Origin of the sequence: Jatrophihabitans sp., from assembly GCA_036389035.1 — a bacterium.
In the GTDB taxonomy this organism is placed as follows: domain Bacteria; phylum Actinomycetota; class Actinomycetes; order Mycobacteriales; family Jatrophihabitantaceae; genus Jatrophihabitans_A.
Genome location: DASVQQ010000008.1, coordinates 22,049 through 40,710, shown reverse-complemented (window position 1 = coordinate 40,710; position 18,662 = coordinate 22,049). Strand labels below are relative to the sequence as shown.

The following is an 18,662-nucleotide window of genomic DNA, read 5'->3' as shown; positions in this document are numbered from 1 at the left end:
GGCGCGCCTGCGGTCAGCGGCGGCGGGCGTTGACCACGGTCACGCCGACCAACGCCGCCATCGCCCCGGAGAAGGCGAGGACCACCAGGGCGGCCTCTTTCTGGAACATCGGCAGGGCCCCGTAGTCGGGCCGGGGCTCGACCAGCCGGATGGTGGACGAGCTCTGCGTCGGGCTGGGAGACGCCGGGCCGGCCGGCGCCGAGCTGGGCGGCTCGACGTCTGACGGCGTGGCTGACGGCCGGGCGGCGCTGCTGCTGGGGCGGGGCGCCGGCGAGCTGGCGCTGCTGGGCGGCGGGCCGACGGCCGAGGACGAGGCAACCGGCGGGTTGGTCACGGGCTGGCTGGTCGGGGGCTGGCTCGTCGCGGGCCGGCTGGTGGTGGGCGCCGGAACCGAGCTTGCCGGGGTGCTCGTCGCCGCTGAGCTGGTGGGCGCCGGCGAGGTGGGCGGGCGTGACACCGTGGCAGTCGGTGGCGGCGCCGGCGTGCTGGACGCCGGCCGCGAGGAGTTCGGCGGCGTCGAACCCGGCGAGCTGAGCGACACGCTCGGGCTGGGCCGGCTGGGCGTCGAGGGGGCGGGCCCGGTGCTGGCGCAGCTGAGTCGGATGCTGCGGGAGCTGACCACCGCGCCGTCCAGGCCGATCACCCGGACCTGGAAGTTGGCCGGCTTGGCCGCCACCTGGCTGAGGGTGATGCTCGAGGCGCTGGGCTCGTCGAAGCTGACCATGGTCCCGACCGGCTCCTCGCCGGCCAGCAGGCCGTCCTGGCGCACCAGCAGCACGGTGTAGTCGATCTGCTCGATGCCGATCTTCTCCAGCCGCCGGTCCACCTCGTTGGGGTTCTGCAGGGTGACCTTGAGGTTGGCTCGCGAGCCTGCCGTGCAGCTCTGGGCGCTGACCTTGACGCCCGGCTCGTCCAGGCCGAAGTTGGTCGGCTTGATCCGGTGGCAGCTCTCCTGCAGCGGCAGCTTGATGACCTCGGGCCGGTCCAGCTGCTTGAGGAAGACGTGATCGCTGTCGCGCACCGGGCCGGCGAGTCGCACCTTGGTCGTGTTCTCGCCCAGCGTCACCAGGCTGGGCCCGCCTTCGGGGAAGACGTCGTAGGAGTCGGTGTCGGGGCCGGCCAGCCCGACCTGCATCACCATCTCGTGATCGGCGAAACGGTCCTGCTCGACGGCGCGGAGGCTGACCTCGACGAAGTCGTCCTCGCCCTTGTCCGGGGCGCAGCCGTATCGCACCGTGGCTCGGACGTCATAGCTTTCGAGCGTGGAAGCGGCGCTGGGCTGGGCCAGCAGTGCGAGCGAGCTGCCGAGCATGGCGAGCAGCAAAGCTGCCACCACTCGGTCAGGACGTCGGATTCGCACTGTTTTTGCACCCCCGCAGGCGGTAAGAAACTAACACTGAGGTAACTGTAGCTGGTAAACCTTGACGCGGGTGAAACATCTTTCGCCGACGGCTTATCCTGTTGTCATGGCGCAATCGACCGGGGCGAAGCGGAACAGCAAGGTGAAGTTGAGCAAGGCCGAAAAAAAGGCCGCCCGCGCTCAGCGCAGGCAGTCCCGGCGTGACTCGTTCAAGCAAATGCGCCAGGCCTTCACGCTCACCCGCAAGTCCGACGCCCGGCTTGTCCCGTATCTGATCATCGCCTTCGTCCTCGCCGCGGTGCCGCTCTACCTGCTGGCGTTCCTCATCACCGACAGCGTCTGGCTGCCGATCCTGCCGGCGATCATGTTCGGGCTGCTCGCCGCGATGTTCGTGTTCTCCCGGCGCGCGCAGAGTTCGGCCTATCGCCAGGCCGAGGGCCAGGCCGGCGCGGCGGCCTACGTGCTGGGGCAACTGCGCGGTGACTGGCGCAAGACCGACGCGGTGGCCGGAACCCCGCAACTGGACGCGGTGCACCGGCTGCTCGGCCGGCCCGGCGTGGTGCTGATCGGCGAGGGCGCCCCGCAACGGGTCAAGCCGTTGCTGGCGCAGGAGAAGAAGCGGGTGGCCAGGCTGGCCGGTGACGCGCCGATCTATGACGTGGTGGTCGGCCGCGGCGAGGGTGAGGTGCCGCTGGGCAAGCTCAACACCCACCTGATGAAGCTGCCCCGCAACCTGTCCAAGGAGCAGGTGGTCGCCCTGGACCGGCGGCTGTCCGCGCTCGGGGCCCAGCGCGCCCCGCTCCCCCAGGGTCCGATGCCCGGCGGGGTCAAGATGCGCAGCATCCAGCGCGCGGCCCGCCGCCGGAGCTGAGTTCACAGTGCCCGACAGGTCGGCTCGACCTGACAAGTCGGCTCAGCCCGGTGGATCGGCTCGGTCCAGCGGGTCGGCTCGGCCTGACAAGTCGGCTGGGCCTGACAAGTCGGCTCGGCCCTACCGCGGCCAGCTGATCGGCCTGCCGCCCTCCGGCCCCGGATCGCTGGCTCCGACCGGCCGCCGGATCCTGGCCTTCGTCCTCGATGTGCTCGCCGCCGGGTTGGTGGCGAGCCTCTTCGCGCCGCGCCAGGACCTGCCCGGGCTGGCCGCCCACCTGCCCGGCCAGTGGAGCCTGATCCCGTTGGCCCTGGACTACCTCGTCGGGCTGCTGCTGTTCGGCCGGTCCTTGGGCATGTACCTGACCGGGCTGCGGGTGATCCGGGTGGACGCCAGGCTGCCGGTCGGGCCGATGCGCGCGCTGGTGCGCACGGCGCTGCTGGTGACGCTGATCCCGGCGCTGGTGGCCGATCAGGACTTTCGGGGCCTGCACGACCGGCTGACCGACACCGCCGTGATCGTGCACTGACCCAGCGCCTGCCGGCTCCGCCATCAGGCCGGCCCCGGACGGCGGGCGTAACGTCGCGGAAACACTTGAGACACCAGGAAGCAATCGGACAGCCCTAGGTTGGCAGCACCTTCAGTGATTCCCACCCACCGAGGCAGACGAGGACCGCCGAATGTTCAGTAGCTCCGATGAGATTCTCAGCTTCATCAAGAACGAGGGCGTCGAATTCGTCGACGTGCGCTTCACCGACCTGCCCGGAGTGCAGCAGCACTTCAACGTGCCCGCGTCCGGCTTCACCCAGGACGCCTTCACCGACGGCCTGATGTTCGACGGCTCGTCGATCCGCGGCTTCGCCGCGATCCACAAGTCCGACCTGAAGCTGCTGCCCGACCCCGCCACCGCCTATGTCGACCCGTTCCGGACCGCCAAGACGCTCAACCTGAACTTCTCGATCGTCGAGCCCCGCACCGGCGAGCCCTATGACCGCGACCCGCGCCAGGTGGCGTCCAAAGCCGAGGAGTACCTGACCTCGACCGGCATCGCCGACACCGTCTACTTCGGCCCTGAGGCCGAGTTCTACATCTTCGACGACGTCCGGTACGAGTCCAAGATCAACGGATCGTGCTACTCGGTCGACTCGATCGAGGGTTCCTGGAACAGCAACCGGGCCGAAGAGGGCGGCAACCTCGGGTACAAGACCCGGGTCAAGGGCGGCTACTTCCCGGTGTCGCCCTATGACCACTACGCAGACCTGCGCGATGAGATGAGCCTGGAGCTCATGAAGGCCGGCCTGGTGCTCGAGCGGGCCCACCACGAGGTCGGCACCGCCGGCCAGGCCGAGATCAACTACCGGTTCGACACCCTGACCCACGCGGCCGACCAGATCCTGATGTTCAAGTACATCGTCAAGAACGTCGCCTGGCGCAACGGCAAGACCGCGACCTTCATGCCCAAGCCGCTGTTCGGCGACAACGGCTCGGGCATGCACTGCCACCAGTCGCTGTGGAAGGACGGCGAGCCGCTGTTCTACGACGAGACCGGCTACGCGGGACTGTCCGACACCGCCCGCTACTACATCGGCGGCCTGCTGCACCACGCCCCGTCGCTGCTGGCCTTCACCAACCCGACGGTGAACTCCTACCACCGGTTGGTGCCCGGCTATGAGGCGCCGGTGAACCTGGTCTACTCGGCCGGCAACCGCTCGGCCTGCATCCGGGTGCCGATCACCGGCACCAGCCCCCGGGCCAAGCGCATCGAGTTCCGGGTGCCCGACCCGTCGGCCAACCCCTACCTTGCCTTCTCGGCGATGCTGATGGCCGGCGTGGACGGCATCCGCAACAAGATCGAGCCGGCCGACCCGATCGACAAGGACCTCTACGAGCTGCCGCCGGACGAGGCCGCCTCGATCGCGCAGGTGCCCGGCTCGCTGGAGCGGGTGCTCGAACACCTGGAGGAGGACAACGAGTACCTGCAGGAGGGCGGGGTGTTCACCGCCGACCTGATCGAGGCCTGGATCGACTACAAGCGCACGAACGAGATCGACCCGGTCCGGCTGCGCCCGCACCCGTACGAGTTCGAGCTGTACTACGACATCTGAGGTTTCGCTCCGTGCCGCGCCTGCTGGCCCATGAGCTTCCGCCCCGTGGGCGGCAGGTGCGGCGTACGAGACTCCTCGGTCACTCGCTATCAAGCCGAGGCGGAGCAAGGTTGAGCAACATCCACTCGACGTCGTCTCGCTGCCCGACGTACTTGATGAGGTCCTCTTGTCGAGGCTGACCGATTGTCAGCCGATAGTCGGCCAGCATCCGAACAAGCACTTCGAACCGAGCGGTCTCACGGCTGAGTGGCGAGGCGACCACGTAGCGCTCGATGAATGCACCGTCCTTTTTCGGATACACCCAGTAGGGCGTCACTTCATCCAGACCGGCACTAGCCGCCTGTGCTCGCGCCGCTGCGAAGACCGCCTCCCACGGATCCCGCACGGCAAGATCAAGGGCCGCTGCGGCATGGTCGGCGGCGACATTCTTGCGAACGGCGTGGCCCTTGAAACGATGAACGCGCCCTTCGCGCTGCTCTAGGTCGACCGGGTTGCTCGGCAGATTCCAGTGGACCACCGCATGCGAATACATGTGGAAGTCAAGGCCCTCCTGTCCCACGCTCGTGGATGCCAGCACGAAGGGCCAGAAGGGTGAGTTAAAAGCGTCCCGGACCCGCTTCTCCGTCTGCCGAGTCTTGTCATCAGACTGTTCGCGTCCGTACCTCACCGCGAAGTGAGTGCGCAGGACTTGAGACCTGACCGCTACGCCCTGCTGAGACGGCTTGAAGATGTCCACCTGCGGCGTGCCGGCGCGCTGTGTCAGCACTTCGCTGAGCGCGCCACTGAGCAGTTCGAGTCGCTTGTCGTCTTCAAGGGAGACCAATCCGTTCGAGTCGGTCAGGACATGGACGAATTCGTCGAGGGTGGATTGGAGATTGCCTTCGACACAAGTCATGAGTACGGCACGCCAATATGCCTCCGACGGATGCAGCTTGCCGATCACGTGGGTAAGTTCGCGCGAATTGACCATGCTGCGGAATGCCTTGCCGATACTGTGCGCGTACTCTCGAAGAGGCCCATGGTCCAGATCCGTCCCGCGCGTGGTTCTGTGCAGCGCTCGCAGGGCACAGACGCCGGGGCCTGCCACGGCGAGGCGTGCGAGCACCTGCGGCAGGTCATCCGGACGCCGACCCAAGGTTGCCAGCCATGGCAAGGTCGCGTCCTCAGCTTCCGCGATGTGGTCCGCATAGAGTCCGCCGTCATTGCCGGCAACCCAGCGCTCCTGCTCTAGGTGCGCACGGTGTGACCCCGCGTCGTGCGCATGGTCCATCGCCATCGGAGCGGCCCAGTACCAACGCTCGTCGACGGGGCCTGACCGTTGTCCGGACGGCATCTTCGCGAGTTCCCCAGCCATAATTCGGGCCAGACGCCGCTGAAAAGTTCGGGTTCGGGCGGGAATCTGCCCGAGTTCGGCAGCTATCGCTCGTGGGTCCCCGATCTCTGCCAACCGAACGAAGGGGTAGGTCAACGCGAGTACGGGCATCCCACGCATCCGCTCGTCTTCGCTCTTCGAGCGCGCCCAAGCGAGCAAGGGGTGATGAGCCTTGTCATAGGTTCCCGTAGGCCGGGCCAGCTGTTCCGCTTGATAGCTCAGCAGCGTCGCGATCGCTCGAGGCGCAACGGCCCACGCCGAGAAGACCAGGCGCTTCGTCAGTCCGGCTTCGGCCGCGCGAGCGAACGCTCCTTGGTGCTCGTAATACGGTAGCGCCGCCGGAATCCACGGCGTGGTCGGAGCATTCCGCTTACGAAGGTCATCCCAGAGCAGCCGAAGCTTGGGGTTGCCGAGGTCTATCTGCTCGTACTTGCGCATCTTTGACCAGGGCAGGACTCCTCGTCCGCTTGTGACTGCCCCGATCAACGCCTGCGAGGGTGAGTCGAGATGCGAAATCAAGTGCCGCTTGACCTCGTAGTTCTTCTCCATGAGATTCACGAGATAGGGCGAAGCGCGCCAGAACTCGAACGGGTCTTGGGATGACCCCACGAGAGAAACGAGCCTATTTGCCGCACCCAGTGACAGGATGTCGCTCGAGGTCGGCATGGGCGGGGCCATGGGCGGCTGCCTCAGCATGCCGTCTCTATCCGTGGACACAGCGAGTCGCTCGGTCCGGCACATTATCTTCCGCAGGTCGCCTTCTACCGACCGCGCCGCAACCTTCCCTTGTTCGGCGTCACGGTGGCCCATAGCCGCCTCGCGAACCAGACGTTGTCTGGCTCGTATCGACTCCGCGAGTCTCTTGCCCCCGAGGAATTCCGTGGTCAGGTGGAAATCGTTCTCGTGGTGCTCCGCCGAGGCGTTGGCGGCAAGCGTGAACATCGCATACGGCGTGGCTGACAAGAGCAGCACACGTACCCTTGTTCCGGCCTTGTTCTTGTGGTCGAAGATCGCGCGAGCAAGCGCCACAGCGTCGCTGTCTGCATCGTCCTCCTCGACATCGTCACGCAGGAACTTTCGAAATCGGTGGAACTCATCAAGGATCACCAAGTCGGGATCAAGAAGTTCCACTGCGGCCGACGCCACCTCGTGCCGCATACGGCCCACGAGCGCGCGCCACTCGATGCGCAGTGCCTCCGGAACACCGTGAGAAGCCTCTTCAGGAGTGCCTGCGAGTCGGTTGGTCAACGCGATTGCCGAGTCAACAACGGAACTCCCGCCCCGACGCTTCTTGAGGCGGCGCACGAACTTCTTAGCGAACTTCACATCTACCCGCGAGTGGTCGATCCTGTCACGCCAGTACGAGTAGCCTCGCGTGCCTGCCTGTCCGCGGAAGAAACGAACCCATCCCTCGTGGCCGAGAAGCTCTGGCCTCTCCAGGCCGGCTGCCAAGAGATAGTGAAGGAGCGCGCGCTCCTGTGCCTTGCCAGGGCCTCGGGAGACATCCATCGATGTCCCGGGCGTCAAGCTCAGAATGTTCACGCGAGAGCCTTGGAGTTGGCCCACCACAAGCGGCATCATGCTGAGGCGGTCCACTTCGACCGTCTCGTACTCCGCGACGTTCAAGCGCCGCAGATTCTGTGAGGCGATCTGGCCGTTAGAGCAGATGTAGACAATGTCTATCCGCTTTCCCTGGGGCTGATCCCATAGGTGGTCGATCGTTGTGGCGATGACACCGCGACCGACCATGGTCTTGCCGAGCCCCACTTCATCCGCGACAAGGAACCGCCCCTCGGTGTCCCGGTCCAGCCAGAGCCTCTGATGGACGTACGCCGCGGTGTCGCGCTGAAAATCCTTGAGATGAGCCAGCTCGGTCACTACATCCGGCCTCTGGGCATTTCTCATCGTCTGCTCCCGTGTGCCTCCTGGGCCACCGCCCACAAATCCGAGAAACCATCAGGTAGCTTGTCGAGGTCACCCAGCCGGGTTAGTTCCCGCACAAGGGAGTCGACTCGCTCCATGGCGCTCGCGTCGCCGAGTGCTGCTCGGATCAGGGGTTCGAACAGCACGACCGGTGGCTGTGCGGCTAACTGGTCGGTGCCTGCTCCTGACAAGTTATCGGTCAATCCAGTGACGTCATCACCACCCTCGATCGCGGGGTTTCCGAGAAGAAATGCCAAGTACGCGAGGACATCGGTCTTGCTCTTCAGCACATCGCGGAGCACCTGGTCGCGACGTTTGGGGATGTCTCCGATCAGTCGCGTCGTGAGGACACAGGACCTCGTCATCGTGATGCCGCTCCTTGTCACCGCACTCTCCACGACTAGGAATGGTGTCAGTGCCGCGATACCGAGCGGTTGCCAGCGCATTCGCGCTGCGAAGTTCTTGCCGTCTGGTCGGCTCAGCGGCCTCGCGATTGATTGAACCCCTGGGTCCCACGACCCTGGGACGCAGACCACGAGCGCGAACTCGTCCTCGCTGCAGTCTTCGATCGTCGTGGTGATATCGAGGCCAGCAAGATGACAGTGAAAGGCGAACAGTTCCCACTCGAGGTCGGCGCGCAGCTTCGCATTTGATTCGGGCGGTCGAGGCTCGTACGGCATGACGAGCGATTCCAGCCCGGAATCGCCCGGGCGGGACTTCCAGATCGAGTCGATTCCTGTCGAGGCTCGCGGTCCGACCAGTTCGACCATCAATTCGACATTGCGCGAGAACCCGGCAAGGGTTGCGTTCGCTGATCCGGTGAAGGTCCACGCATGGGACCCGTGCTCCACTATCACAACCTTGGCATGGAGCCCACTGAGCGGTGGACTCGTCTCGGAGGCTGGTTGAACCGGTTTCACCTCGCCGCCCGGATCATGGGAACTCCAAGCATCCTCGCCGGAATCCACAGCGGGGTTCAATGTGAAGTAACTGGCGTTCCTCGGATGGGTACCGATCAGGTCAATCGCCTGCGGCGTGGACAGGACCCGAAGTTCTCCGACACGACCTGCGATGTCTTGGACGACGCTCTGTCCAAGAAACGGCGAGACGATGAGAGCACGGGTGGCCGCCCAGTCCGGATCGAGTACCCGCCCAAAACCCAAAGCCCAGACGTCTGCCGTGTTGTAAGGCTTGGGTAGTTCGAGCTGCGCTCCTGCCAAGGATGCTGCCAAGTCACCGATGTCAGGTACCGCCCCATTGGCCAGGGCGGGCAACTCACGCAGGAACTCGGCAAACATCTGGCCATCCAGGTACTCGTGGCCAGGTTCGGGATTCGCCTCGTCAAGCCGCAGCATCGTGTCCCAAGTCCTGTCGAACGTGAGGTTGCGGCTCAGTACGAGAACTCGGTGGCAGCGATGCCCAGCTGGGCTCGCAAAGCGCAGTGCCCACACCTTCGGGTGGAAGACGCCGTCTTTGGGCATAACCTCAACAATCGAGTCCTCGAGGATGGTCATCAACGGGCGGTACTTGTTAGGCACAGCGATGCCGCCGCCCTGGACGAAGATGGTCGTCGTGTCGGCATGTCGGCGAAGAGCGTCCAACAACGCGATCGGCGCTACGTTGTCGATGTCTGCTCCGAGGTCGTGCGCCGCGAAGGTCAGCTGAGCAAGCGCTACGGCGATGAGGTCGAGAGAGAAGGTCGTCCCGACGGCGCGGTCCAGCGTATAGCCGACCGGCGGTCGCAACGCGGTCGTTAGAAGAGCGTGATTCTCAGGCCGCAGCATCAGAGCGCTTCCTGGATGTCATTCACGATGCGCGCAGCCACGCTCCAGTTGTAATCCAGCGGAATCAGCCCGGCGTTTCCTCGCCAGTCGCTTCGAGCCGCGGGGTTGAACAGTCGCGCGCGCGCCTTCTTCGTATCCCACTCACGCCTCCTGACGAGCTCCTCCATGGAGTTCGCTCGAGTACTCTGCGGTGGTTGACGCACGAGTCCATCCCATTGCTTCACGAAGTTCGCGGTTACCGGCCCGAGCCGCGGATTGAGTTGGCGTATCGCCGTGATGAACTCGTCGATTGACCAGTCTGCGAGCACCTGGAAGTCACGAATGTCCCTGTCCCAATCCTCGAACTGGTTCTCGTAGGCGGCGACGAGTTCATCGTCTTCGACCATTCGCGAGACATAGAGGTTGTAGAGGATGGCGGCCCCTTGGATCAGGTGGTGGAAGCACTTGGCGTGACGCATGATCAAGCGCATTCTGGCTGGAAATCGAGCGACATCATCGTGATCCCACACGTACCTGAAGCCGGCAGGCGCCACTCGATTGATGAGAAACCACTCGTACAGCGATCCAGCCGTAGACGTCATGATTCGCTCACGCAGGTACTCGGCCTCAGCGCTCTTCATCGTGAACGTGGCCCCGTCCCGACGCCAATGGTCAGGCAGCCAGCCATGAGCTGCTGTCGCATCCAGGCCGTAGACAGGACGCGAGGCGTCGTGGTCGTCGCCAGGGTTCTGTACCGTCGCCGCGGCACGGCGGCCAGCACCGACGGCCGCACGAAGAACCTGATCTATCGAGCGCTTCTGAGCCGTCACCAACCCATAGCGCCTCAGCGCCGCCCAGTGCGCTGCGGACGGCATGCGCTTGAGGTTCCTCTTTGCTTCGCGACCGATGAGACCCTCGGCGGTCGGATCTCCCTTGAGCAACGCGAAGATGAGGCTGACTTCTAGGTCGTGAAGTTTGCTGGACGCCTTCTCCACCGATTCCTCGCGTGCGGCGATGGAGATCAACGCGGGGATGAAAGTGAAATAGCGAGCTCGCGTGTGCAGGACCGATGCCCCCGGAAACATAACCCGTGCCAGCGTGTCGCGGATAACCCCGATACCCAGCTCATCGACGGTGCCAGGTTGCTTGAGAGACTCCACGACCTCCAAGGCGCGCTGCTTCTCGGAGGCGTCATACGCGAGCCACCCGAAGGTCGAGCCGGACATGGTCACCGCTCAGGCAACCACGAGCGCAGCAAGCGATGGCTTGCGACGGACACTGTCCTTGAACAGAAAGCCGAAGGCTCGCCCCAAGTCTTTTGCCGGGTAGGGAGCATCAATCCGCAGCTGTCACCGCACGACAGGTCGTAAGGCAGGTTCCAGACGTGATCGAGGTCATCGCTGGGCGCGGGCATCATGGCTTGATCCTCCCTCAGCCCGCTCGGTCTCGCTCGCTCGTTCTGCGGAGCACCAAATCGAGTGCGCCGCCTCGATCGCGCAGGTGCCCGGCTCGCTGGAGCGGGTGCTCGAGCACTGGGAGAGGACAACGAGTACCTGCAAGAGGGCGGGGTGTTCACTCCCGATCTGATCGAGGCCCTGGATCGACTACAAGCGCGTCAACGAGATCGACCCGGTCCGGCTGCGCCCGCACCCGTACGAGTTCGAGCTGTACTACGACATCTAGCAGGGTCGCCGGCTGCGGTCCTTCCGCAACGTGATCACCAACGCCCTGCGTTTGCGGTTCGCGACCATCGCCAATCAGCTCTAACATCGTCATATGGCGATGACTGGCACCGATGCCTTGGACCAGACCGAACCTCAGGCGGAGCATGCAGCCGCGGCTGTGGCCGCATGTCTCTTCCGGGGGATGGGTGACCCGTCGCGGGTGGCCATCCTGCGCCACTTGCTGCTGGGTGCGCACAACGTCGCAGAGCTGACGGCCCATCTGGGGCTGGCGCAGTCGACGGTGTCGAAGCATCTTGCGTGCCTCAGGGACTGCGGGCTTGTGGATGCACGTCCGGTTGGCCGGTCATCGGTCTACTCGCTGGAACACCCTGAAGCTGTGCTCAAGGTCTTCAGTGCGGCTGAGGAACTGCTCCGAGCGACCGGCGATGCCGTGGTGCTCTGCCCTGTCTACGGTGAGGTGGCCCACGGATGAGCGCTCATCTGCACGCCGCGACCTACGTGGATGACCCGACCCGTCGACAGCAGCTGGGTCGCCGCGCCCAACTGCTCGCCGGCGCCTCGGTCGCCTACAACCTGGTCGAGGCGGTTGTCGCGATCAGCGCTGGTCTGATCGCGGGGTCGATCGCACTCGTCGGCTTCGGGCTGGACTCGATCGTCGAGGTCAGCAGCGGTCTGATCATCTTGTGGCAGTTCCGCCACCCGCTACCGGAGTCGCGAGAGCGGCGAGCCCTGCGACTGATGGCGCTCTCCTTCTTCGTCCTCGCAGCCTATGTGACGTTCGAGTCGCTACGTGCCTTGATAGTTGGCCACGAACCCGACCCATCTGCGGTCGGCATCGGCCTGGCCGCAGCTTCGCTGGTGGTCATGCCGTTCTTGTCCTGGGCGCAGCGCCGCACCGGCAGGAGCCTCGGGTCGAACGCCGTGGTGGCTGACTCCACCCAAACTCTCCTGTGCACGTACCTGTCGGCGGTGCTTCTGGCAGGTCTGCTCTTCAACGCCACGCTGGGCTGGTCGTGGGCCGATCCCATCGCCGGCTTGGTGATCGCCGCTGTGGCGGTCCGGGAAGGCTTCGAGGCGTGGCGAGGCGAAGGTTGCGCTTGCGGGCCCGTTCTGAGCGACACCGCCACCGCACCCGGCCTGGTTGCTGACGCGGGTTGCGCGGACGGCTGCTGCGCACCCGAGAAGGGCAGGTAGACCGGTGACACGACCATTGCGGGTTCCCCCGCTCGCGCTCGTCGCCGGCGCAGCCGCGGCACAGCACCTGATGCCGCCAAACGCCCGACCACCGAGGACAAGGCGAACATTGGTAGCCGGCTCGCTGGCGGCGTCCTCACTCGCCTTACTCGCCTCCTCAGTGCGCGAGTTCCGACGCGGCCAAACCACCGTCGACCCCATGTCTCCCGAGCAGGCGACCTCACTCGTGACCATTGGGCCACATCAGTTGACCAGGAATCCGATGTACGTCGGCATGACCGGCCTCCTGACCGCCCACGCGATCGCACGGGGCAGCTGGGCCGCCACACTCCCGGTCCTCGGCTTCATCGGCATCATGAACCGGGTCCAGATCCCTGCCGAAGAAGCCGCGCTCGCAGAGCACTTCGGGGGGACGTACACGTCTTACGCCGCACGGGTGCCGCGATGGCTAGGCGTCCCCCGGCGCGCCAGCGACAGCTGAGGCGAATCGCCTCACACATCCGTCGATCGGGCAGTAGCAGCCGGGTAGCGCGCTCAGGCCAGCTCTCGCTCGTGATCGAGCACGACCCGGCCTCCCACCTCCGCCATGCCGCCGGCTGCCGGGCGCGCCAGGACGACCGAGCCCTCGCCGTGGTGGATGGTCAGCGGGCGCTGGAGCCGATCGGCCAGCAGCATCGACGCCGACCCGCAGGCTTCGTCCTCGCGGACGTCGTAGCGGGCGGCGAAGACCCGGGCCCGGACCGTCCCGGCAGTTTCGTCCTGCCAGGCCCAGAACTGGTCCGCGTCCTGCTCCGGGTTCGGGACGCCAGTCATCGCCGCCACGGTTGCCGCGTCGGGAACCTGATGCAGCGTCCACTCCGGCGCGGCGGCCACCGGCCCGCGGATCCAGGTGAGGTCGTCCTCGGCCCAGGTGGCGACCGGGCCGGCGGGCGGGTTGAGCTCGGTGACCCGATGACCCTGCCGGTTGAGCAGCCACCCGGTCCCCACCAGGGGATGCCCGGCCAACGGCAGCTCGGAGGCTGGCGTGAAGATGCGCACCCGGCCGGTGGCCGCGTCCTCGACGTAGACGGTCTCGGAGAAGCCCAGCTCGGCGGCGAGGGACTGCCGCCCCCCGGGGGCGATCGCGGCGCCGTCCAGAACGACGCCGAGGGCGTTGCCGTATTGGCCGTCGTCATCGGTGAAAACGCGCAGGACGTGCAGGAGGGTCATGTGCGCTCCAAACGGGTGAGGTTCATAACCGGTCTCCGGTGGTCAGCGGCCGAACAGCTTGCTGAAGAAGCCGCCGCGACGCTCGGCCCTGGAATGGCCCGAGCACCACTGGTCGGCGGGCACGGTGGCCTTGACCTGATTGATGTGCTGCCCGCAGCCGGCCCAGGTGGTCTTCTTGCAGGTGCGGCAGGTGGTGGGTCGACACATGGTGGTTCTCCTTATGAGTGAGCGTAGTTGCGGCCCGGGAGCGGGTTCGGTCGGCGCCCGTGCCAGGTCAGTCGTGGGCGAAGCTGATGTCAGGGAGGATCCTCTTGAGCCAGGCCGGGGTGTACCAGGCGGCCTTGCCGGTGAGGCGCAGCAGGACGGGCAGTAGGACCAGCCGGACGAGGAACGCGTCGAGCAGGACTGCGATGCCGAGAACGACGCCCATTTCCTTGGGCGGGATGGGTCCGGACAGGGCGAAGGTGAAGAAGACCGCGACCATGACGGCGCCTGCAGCGAAAATCACGCGCCCGGAGTGGGCCAATGACCCGACCATGGCGTCCTTGGGATCCCCTGACCGCTCGAAGTGCTCCTTGGCCGAGGCGAGCAGAAACACCGTGTAGTCCATCGCGATCGCGAAGATCATCGCGAAGAAGAACACCGGCGCCCACGCGTCGAGGAACCCCTGTGACTCGAAGCCAAACAGGCCGGCGCCGTGTCCCTCTTGGAAGATCAGTCGGGCGACACCGAACGCGGCAGCGGTCGAGAGCAGGCTGGCCAAGGTGCCGAGCAGCGAGATCAGAGGAGCCTGCAAGGCGGTCAGGAGCAGCAGGAAGCCCAAGGCCAGGACGACGGCGATGACCAGGGGCGTGGACTCGTCGAGCTGGGCCTTGAGGTCGAGGTTCTCCACTGCCGCGCCACCGACCAGGGCCGAGGCGGGGAGGGCGGCGCGGAGCTGGTTGACGGTCTCGCCGAGCAGGGGGTCGGAGGGATCGACAGTCGGGACCGCCTGAACCAGGACCAGGGTGCTGCCGTCGGTGGCGGGCATCGGCGGCATCGTGGCGGCGATCCCGTTGTTGTCGCGCAGAACCGTGGTGGCGGCGTCGGCGTCGGCTTCGTCCACGACGATCTGCAGGGTTCCGGGGGCGCCTTCGCCGAAGGACTCCTGGACGCGCTCGTAGCCGATCCTCGCTGACGCGTCCTCGGGCAGGACCTTGATCGACGGCATCGCGGTCTTGAGCCCGCCAATGGGTGCGGCAAGTGCGAGCAGCACGACCAGGGACGCCAGGCCCCAGACGAGGGGGCGCTTCCACAGGCGCTCACCCCACGCGGCGAACTTCGGTGACCGGTGTTCGCCTGCCCGAGCCCAGGGCAGCGCGAACTTGTTGATGCGGTCGTCGAGCTTGAACAGCACCAGCGGCAGCAGGGTCAGGGTCGCGGCCAGCACGAAGACGACCGAGAGCATGATGCCGCCGGCCATCGACCTGAAGGACGGTGAGGGAACCAGCATCACGGCCGAGAGCGAGATGAGGACCGTCAGACCGGACAACAGGACTGCCTTGCCGGCGGTGTCCATGGTCTGCGCGATCGCCCCTCGTTTGGCAGTGGTGTCGTTGCGGTCGCTGCCATGGCGGGCGGCGCGCGCGGCGCGGTAGCGGACCACGACGAACAGGGCGTAGTCGATGCCGAGCGCGAGGGCGAACATCATCGCGAAGTTCATCGCCCAGATCGACACCGGTACGAGCTCGTTGATCAGGACCAGCGACCCAGCCGAGGCGACGAGGCCGGCCAAGGTGAGGATGAGTGGCAGGCCCGCGGCGACGAGGGCGCCGAAGGCGAGCACCAGGATCGCCAGGGTCACCGGCAAGGACATGAACTCCGACTTCAGCATCGCCTCGAGGTTCGCGTCGTTGAAGTCGCTCCACAGCAGCGAGGAGCCGGTCGGGTTGACTTCGATTGGGCCGGTGGAGAGGTCCTGCAGTTCTTTCTTGAGGTCGGTGGCGACGCGGACCATCTCGTTGGTGTCGCCGCCCGCGCCGCCCAGCACGATGGCGGTACTGCCGTCTTGGGAGATGGTGGCGCCGGGCATGGGCGCGACCACGTCGGCGATGCGGGGCTCGGCTTCGAGGATCTTGGTGACTTCGGCCAGGACGTCCCTGCCCTCGCCTTCGGTCACAGGTCCGCCGGTAGAGCGGATGACCACTTGGATGGCTGAGGACGCGTTGCCGCCGAAGTGCTGCCTGGCGAGTTCCCTGGCCTCGACGGACTCCGAGCCGTTGGCCTGCCACCCGGCGCCGGAGAGGTTGTGCTCGACCTGCGGCGCGAACGCGCCGAGGCCGACGATCGCCAACACCCAGACGATCGTGACCAGCTTGGCGTGGTCGATGACCCACCCGCCGAGGCGGCCCAACGATCCCGTGCTGCTGCCGGTGTGGGACGAGCCAGAGGGCGGAGAGGGCGGGGATGTCGTGGCGGTGCTCATGACGATCCGTTCTGTTCTGGGAACGCTGAGTGCGAGGACGGGGAAGGAAGAAGTGCCCCCAGGGGGTTGTTGATCTGGCACGTTAACAGATCCCCCTGGGGGGTTGTACTCTGAGGAGGCTGACGCCACAACGGGCCGGCAATCGCATCCTCCTGGAGGACAGCCATTACGGACTACCCGGGTGACGGGCTGAACGCAGCCCTGCCTGCGGTGGAGGGGAGCAACTGATGGACCTGGATCCCGGCGAGATCAAGGCGATCATCACCCGCATGAAGCGCGCCAACGGCCACCTGGCGAGCGTCATCCGCATGATGGAGGAGGGCTCGGACTGCGAGTCGGTGCTCACCCAGCTCGCCGCGGTGAACAAGGCGCTGGCCCGCGCCGGGTACGCCATCGTTGCCACTGGACTGCAACAGTGCTTGACCCAGAACGACGAAGGCCTGGACGGCGTAGATGTGAAAAAGATGGAGAAGCTGTTTCTCGCCCTGGCATGAGGCGTGCTAGTGGTGCTCGGCGTCGCTGTAGGCCACCGCCGGGAGATCTACCCATGATCTCATCGAGGTTCTCGAAGGCGAGCGGCTCCTACGCTGCCTTCCCACCGTGAGTGGGGGAATCTCGACGGATCTGTCTGAACGCGCCGGCGCCCCGGACTGGAAAGTCCCGGGGCGCCGGTGTGTGCGTTGCGATGAGGTAGGTCAGCCTCGCGTCCTGAGCCAGGGGTCCCTGCCCGCCGTCCCGAAAGCGGCTGTGTCGACGGTGTCGGTGTGCAGCGCTCCCCAGCTACCGCTGGAGAAGTAGCCGAGCGCGACGATGCCCGGATAGGCCCGGGCCTGGCTCGGGATGGCCTTGAGCCAATCCGCCCGGCGGGGGTCGTCGATGCAGCCGTACTCACCCAGGCCGAAGGGCAGTCGCTTGGCGGTCGGGTCCACCGCGTCCAGCAGCCCGCCCTGGATGGAGTTGTAGAAAGGTGCGACCATCTGGCCGAAGCTGCGCCAGCGGTCTGCCTTGTGGTTGTAGGGATCCCACATGATGATGTTGACGTAGCCGGGGCCGGGCCAGAGCTGCTCCAGCGACCACTTCTTGGTGGGATCGGACGCGGTCCATCCCGAGACCGTCCAGGCCCACACGATGTTCGTGACGCCCCGGGCGCGGAACCGATCGACGATGTGGCGGTGGGCCGCCGCCCACTCGGCCCGGGTGCCGGCGATCGCCCGGAGCTTCGCGGTGCCGCCGATGTCGGGGCGGTCGTCCATCTCGGGGTCGATGTCGACGATGTACTTGTACGGGGTGGCCTTGACCTTGGCCGCTACCGCGTCGAGGTAGCGGTCGAGCGAGCCGTTGTTGACCTGCCGGTAGGTCCAGGTCTTCCTGAGGCGGCCTTCGCGGTCATACGTCGACGCCGCCGGCGCCGGCTGCAGGGCCGCGTCATAGCCGCCGTCGTAGGACGTGAGCTCCCAGCCGACGTGCAGGGTCCGCCCCTCCTTGGCCTGGGCGAGCATCGTCGTGGACGGCCACATGTTGTTGGTGGCGTCGAAGTCCTTGAAGTGGTGGATCATGTCGAACTTGCGCCCGATCTTGGTTTCCATCGGGCGGGGGTCCGCGCCGCCCGCCTGGTAGTAGCCGAACAGCGCGCCGGTGCCCTGCGCCGGCAGCACCCCTGCAGTGGTGGTGGGAGCGGTCGGGGTGCTGGGAGGCGGAAGCGTCGTCGTGAGCGGTGCGACGCTGACGTCGTCGACGAGGAAGGACTTGCCGGCGCCGAGGTCCCAGGCCAGGGCGTTGACGTCGATGCTGGACCCGGCGCGGGCGGCCACCAGGTCCACCGTGATCTTGTGCCAGAGCGTGTCGGCGGCCCAGTAGGAGCTCTGCTTGCTGGTCACCAGCGCGTTGCTGGTGTTGAACTCGAGCAGGCGCAGCACCAGGGAGGTGTTGGCCTGGCTCGCGCGCAGCCAGGCCGTCGCCCGGTAGGTCTGGCCCGCGACCGTGCTGGGAACGCTGTTCGGCGCGTCGTTCAGAACCGTGGTGGCCGTGGCGGCCGAGGTGTTGGACACCCGGGCGGAGTAGCTACCGGTGTGCCCGCCGGCGACCCGGGCGAGTGCCACCGGAGCGGTGCCGTCGTCCTTGGGGGTGCCGAGCCAACCGCTGGTGCTGGTCTCGAACGTGCCGTTGGCGACCTCTTCGGCTGCCGAGGCAGCCGGTGACAGGACGGCACTGCCGGCGATCACGGCTGTCAGGGAGGTAGCTATGGCCAGGCTCACCCGAAGGCTCTGGCGCCAGCCTGCAGTGGAGGACCTGCGCGGGGCTGCGTGGGACGTGGTTGGGGCGGGGTGCCGGTGAGCGCCTCTATCAGCTCGGCGCGCGTGACTGTGCGCCGCTGTGGGGGCATGACGGAACAAAGGTAAATCCTCTCCTCACGCCTACGAGGTGAGCTGTCGGGTTCGGGCAGGAGGCACCCGGCCGCAATCACGCGGCTTCACCCCTAGGTCGCGCGAGCGACCTTCACGTTTGGTTCCCCCGCTCCTGCCGAGCGCTCTCGAAAAGTGGGACCCGAGCGGGGCAGGATTCGGCGATCCGCGCGGCCAAGCGCGCCCTCCACGGGCGCGAGTGCCCCGAACACTAAGGGTTGCTATTACGTGGCAGCAAGTGGCACACCGGCAACTTGACGAGATATTGAGGTATAGAAGTGTCGGCGATCTCGCGGTCGTTGGGGGCACCTAGG

At 66.2% G+C, this 18,662-nt stretch carries 15 protein-coding genes and 1 riboswitch; of the genes, 7 read left to right on the top strand and 8 right to left on the bottom strand.

What is annotated here, in order from left to right:
* Window positions 1-13: 13 nt before the first annotated feature.
* A complete protein-coding gene (locus VF557_05260) occupies window positions 14-1,336 on the bottom strand; it encodes a hypothetical protein (GenBank protein HEX8079595.1) in 1,323 nt (440 codons plus the stop codon).
* 130 nt (window positions 1,337-1,466) lie between these two features.
* Between VF557_05260 and VF557_05255 the strand changes: the two genes are divergently transcribed.
* The 3 genes from VF557_05255 to glnA all read left to right on the top strand — a co-directional run bounded on the left by VF557_05255 (window position 1,467) and on the right by glnA (window position 4,336).
* Window positions 1,467-2,231, top strand: a complete 765-nt coding sequence (locus tag VF557_05255) for a DUF4191 domain-containing protein (GenBank protein ID HEX8079594.1) — start codon at window positions 1,467-1,469, stop codon at window positions 2,229-2,231.
* A 7-nt stretch (window positions 2,232-2,238) separates the two neighbouring features.
* Window positions 2,239-2,760 carry an RDD family protein gene (locus tag VF557_05250; protein HEX8079593.1) on the top strand — a complete coding sequence of 174 codons (522 nt, stop codon included), beginning with the start codon at window positions 2,239-2,241 and terminating at the stop codon, window positions 2,758-2,760.
* Window positions 2,761-2,911: 151 nt separating this feature from the next.
* Entirely contained in the window at window positions 2,912-4,336 is a 1,425-nt protein-coding gene (gene glnA / locus VF557_05245) for a type I glutamate--ammonia ligase (protein ID HEX8079592.1), read from the top strand.
* A gap of 79 nt (window positions 4,337-4,415) precedes the next feature.
* Here glnA and VF557_05240 read toward each other — a convergent pair whose 3' ends face one another.
* Genes VF557_05240 through VF557_05230 form a run of 3 tightly spaced genes read right to left on the bottom strand, consistent with a single transcriptional unit; the run spans window position 4,416 to window position 10,620 of the window.
* Complete coding sequence (locus VF557_05240) at window positions 4,416-7,586, bottom strand: helicase-related protein (protein HEX8079591.1); 3,171 nt, start codon at window positions 7,584-7,586, stop codon at window positions 4,416-4,418.
* A gap of 23 nt (window positions 7,587-7,609) precedes the next feature.
* Entirely contained in the window at window positions 7,610-9,415 is a 1,806-nt protein-coding gene (locus VF557_05235) for a phospholipase D family protein (GenBank protein ID HEX8079590.1), read from the bottom strand.
* Window positions 9,415-10,620, bottom strand: a complete 1,206-nt coding sequence (locus tag VF557_05230) for a DUF6361 family protein (protein HEX8079589.1) — start codon at window positions 10,618-10,620, stop codon at window positions 9,415-9,417. The genes VF557_05235 and VF557_05230 overlap by 1 nt, the downstream gene beginning before the upstream one ends.
* Window positions 10,621-11,170: 550 nt before the next feature.
* On the opposite strand from VF557_05230, the gene VF557_05225 reads away from it, so the two are divergent.
* The 3 genes from VF557_05225 to VF557_05215 all read left to right on the top strand — a co-directional run bounded on the left by VF557_05225 (window position 11,171) and on the right by VF557_05215 (window position 12,754).
* Window positions 11,171-11,551 (top strand): metalloregulator ArsR/SmtB family transcription factor, encoded by a 381-nt coding sequence (locus VF557_05225; protein ID HEX8079588.1) that lies wholly within the window; start codon window positions 11,171-11,173, stop codon window positions 11,549-11,551.
* Window positions 11,548-12,273: a cation transporter gene (locus VF557_05220; protein ID HEX8079587.1), complete on the top strand. Its 726-nt coding sequence runs from the start codon at window positions 11,548-11,550 to the stop codon at window positions 12,271-12,273. The genes VF557_05225 and VF557_05220 overlap by 4 nt, the downstream gene beginning before the upstream one ends.
* Window positions 12,274-12,343: 70 nt before the next feature.
* A complete protein-coding gene (locus VF557_05215) occupies window positions 12,344-12,754 on the top strand; it encodes an isoprenylcysteine carboxylmethyltransferase family protein (protein HEX8079586.1) in 411 nt (136 codons plus the stop codon).
* 53 nt (window positions 12,755-12,807) lie between these two features.
* Here VF557_05215 and VF557_05210 read toward each other — a convergent pair whose 3' ends face one another.
* The 3 genes from VF557_05210 to VF557_05200 all read right to left on the bottom strand — a co-directional run bounded on the left by VF557_05210 (window position 12,808) and on the right by VF557_05200 (window position 15,946).
* Window positions 12,808-13,482, bottom strand: a complete 675-nt coding sequence (locus VF557_05210; GenBank protein HEX8079585.1) for a PhzF family phenazine biosynthesis protein — start codon at window positions 13,480-13,482, stop codon at window positions 12,808-12,810.
* Between the two features lie 42 nt (window positions 13,483-13,524).
* Entirely contained in the window at window positions 13,525-13,689 is a 165-nt protein-coding gene (locus VF557_05205; protein HEX8079584.1) for a hypothetical protein, read from the bottom strand.
* A gap of 67 nt (window positions 13,690-13,756) precedes the next feature.
* Window positions 13,757-15,946 carry an MMPL family transporter gene (locus tag VF557_05200; protein HEX8079583.1) on the bottom strand — a complete coding sequence of 730 codons (2,190 nt, stop codon included), beginning with the start codon at window positions 15,944-15,946 and terminating at the stop codon, window positions 13,757-13,759.
* A 227-nt stretch (window positions 15,947-16,173) separates the two neighbouring features.
* Here VF557_05200 and VF557_05195 point away from each other — a divergent pair, with 227 nt between their 5' ends.
* Complete coding sequence (locus tag VF557_05195; protein ID HEX8079582.1) at window positions 16,174-16,440, top strand: metal-sensitive transcriptional regulator; 267 nt, start codon at window positions 16,174-16,176, stop codon at window positions 16,438-16,440.
* Between the two features lie 201 nt (window positions 16,441-16,641).
* On the opposite strand, the gene VF557_05190 is transcribed toward VF557_05195, so the two are convergent.
* The gene (locus VF557_05190) at window positions 16,642-18,201 is read right to left on the bottom strand and encodes a carbohydrate binding domain-containing protein (protein ID HEX8079581.1); all 1,560 of its coding nucleotides are present in this window, start codon (window positions 18,199-18,201) and stop codon (window positions 16,642-16,644) included.
* Window positions 18,202-18,343: 142 nt separating this feature from the next.
* Window positions 18,344-18,522, bottom strand: a riboswitch (cyclic di-AMP (ydaO/yuaA leader).
* Window positions 18,523-18,662 lie beyond the last annotated feature (140 nt).

Bases quoted from the DNA above. Each gene is read 5' to 3' on its own strand.
- glnA (HEX8079592.1), top strand. From the start codon at position 2,912: ATGTTCAGTAGCTCCGATGAGATTCTCAGCTTCATCAAGAACGAGGGC.
- VF557_05255 (HEX8079594.1), top strand. From the start codon at position 1,467: ATGGCGCAATCGACCGGGGCGAAGCGGAACAGCAAGGTGAAGTTGAGC.
- VF557_05210 (HEX8079585.1), bottom strand. From the start codon at position 13,482: ATGACCCTCCTGCACGTCCTGCGCGTTTTCACCGATGACGACGGCCAA.
- VF557_05230 (HEX8079589.1), bottom strand. From the start codon at position 10,620: ATGTCCGGCTCGACCTTCGGGTGGCTCGCGTATGACGCCTCCGAGAAG.
- VF557_05225 (HEX8079588.1), top strand. From the start codon at position 11,171: ATGGCGATGACTGGCACCGATGCCTTGGACCAGACCGAACCTCAGGCG.
- VF557_05220 (HEX8079587.1), top strand. From the start codon at position 11,548: ATGAGCGCTCATCTGCACGCCGCGACCTACGTGGATGACCCGACCCGT.
- VF557_05200 (HEX8079583.1), bottom strand. From the start codon at position 15,946: ATGAGCACCGCCACGACATCCCCGCCCTCTCCGCCCTCTGGCTCGTCC.
- VF557_05205 (HEX8079584.1), bottom strand. From the start codon at position 13,689: ATGTGTCGACCCACCACCTGCCGCACCTGCAAGAAGACCACCTGGGCC.
- VF557_05195 (HEX8079582.1), top strand. From the start codon at position 16,174: ATGGACCTGGATCCCGGCGAGATCAAGGCGATCATCACCCGCATGAAG.
- VF557_05235 (HEX8079590.1), bottom strand. From the start codon at position 9,415: ATGCTGCGGCCTGAGAATCACGCTCTTCTAACGACCGCGTTGCGACCG.
- VF557_05215 (HEX8079586.1), top strand. From the start codon at position 12,344: ATGCCGCCAAACGCCCGACCACCGAGGACAAGGCGAACATTGGTAGCC.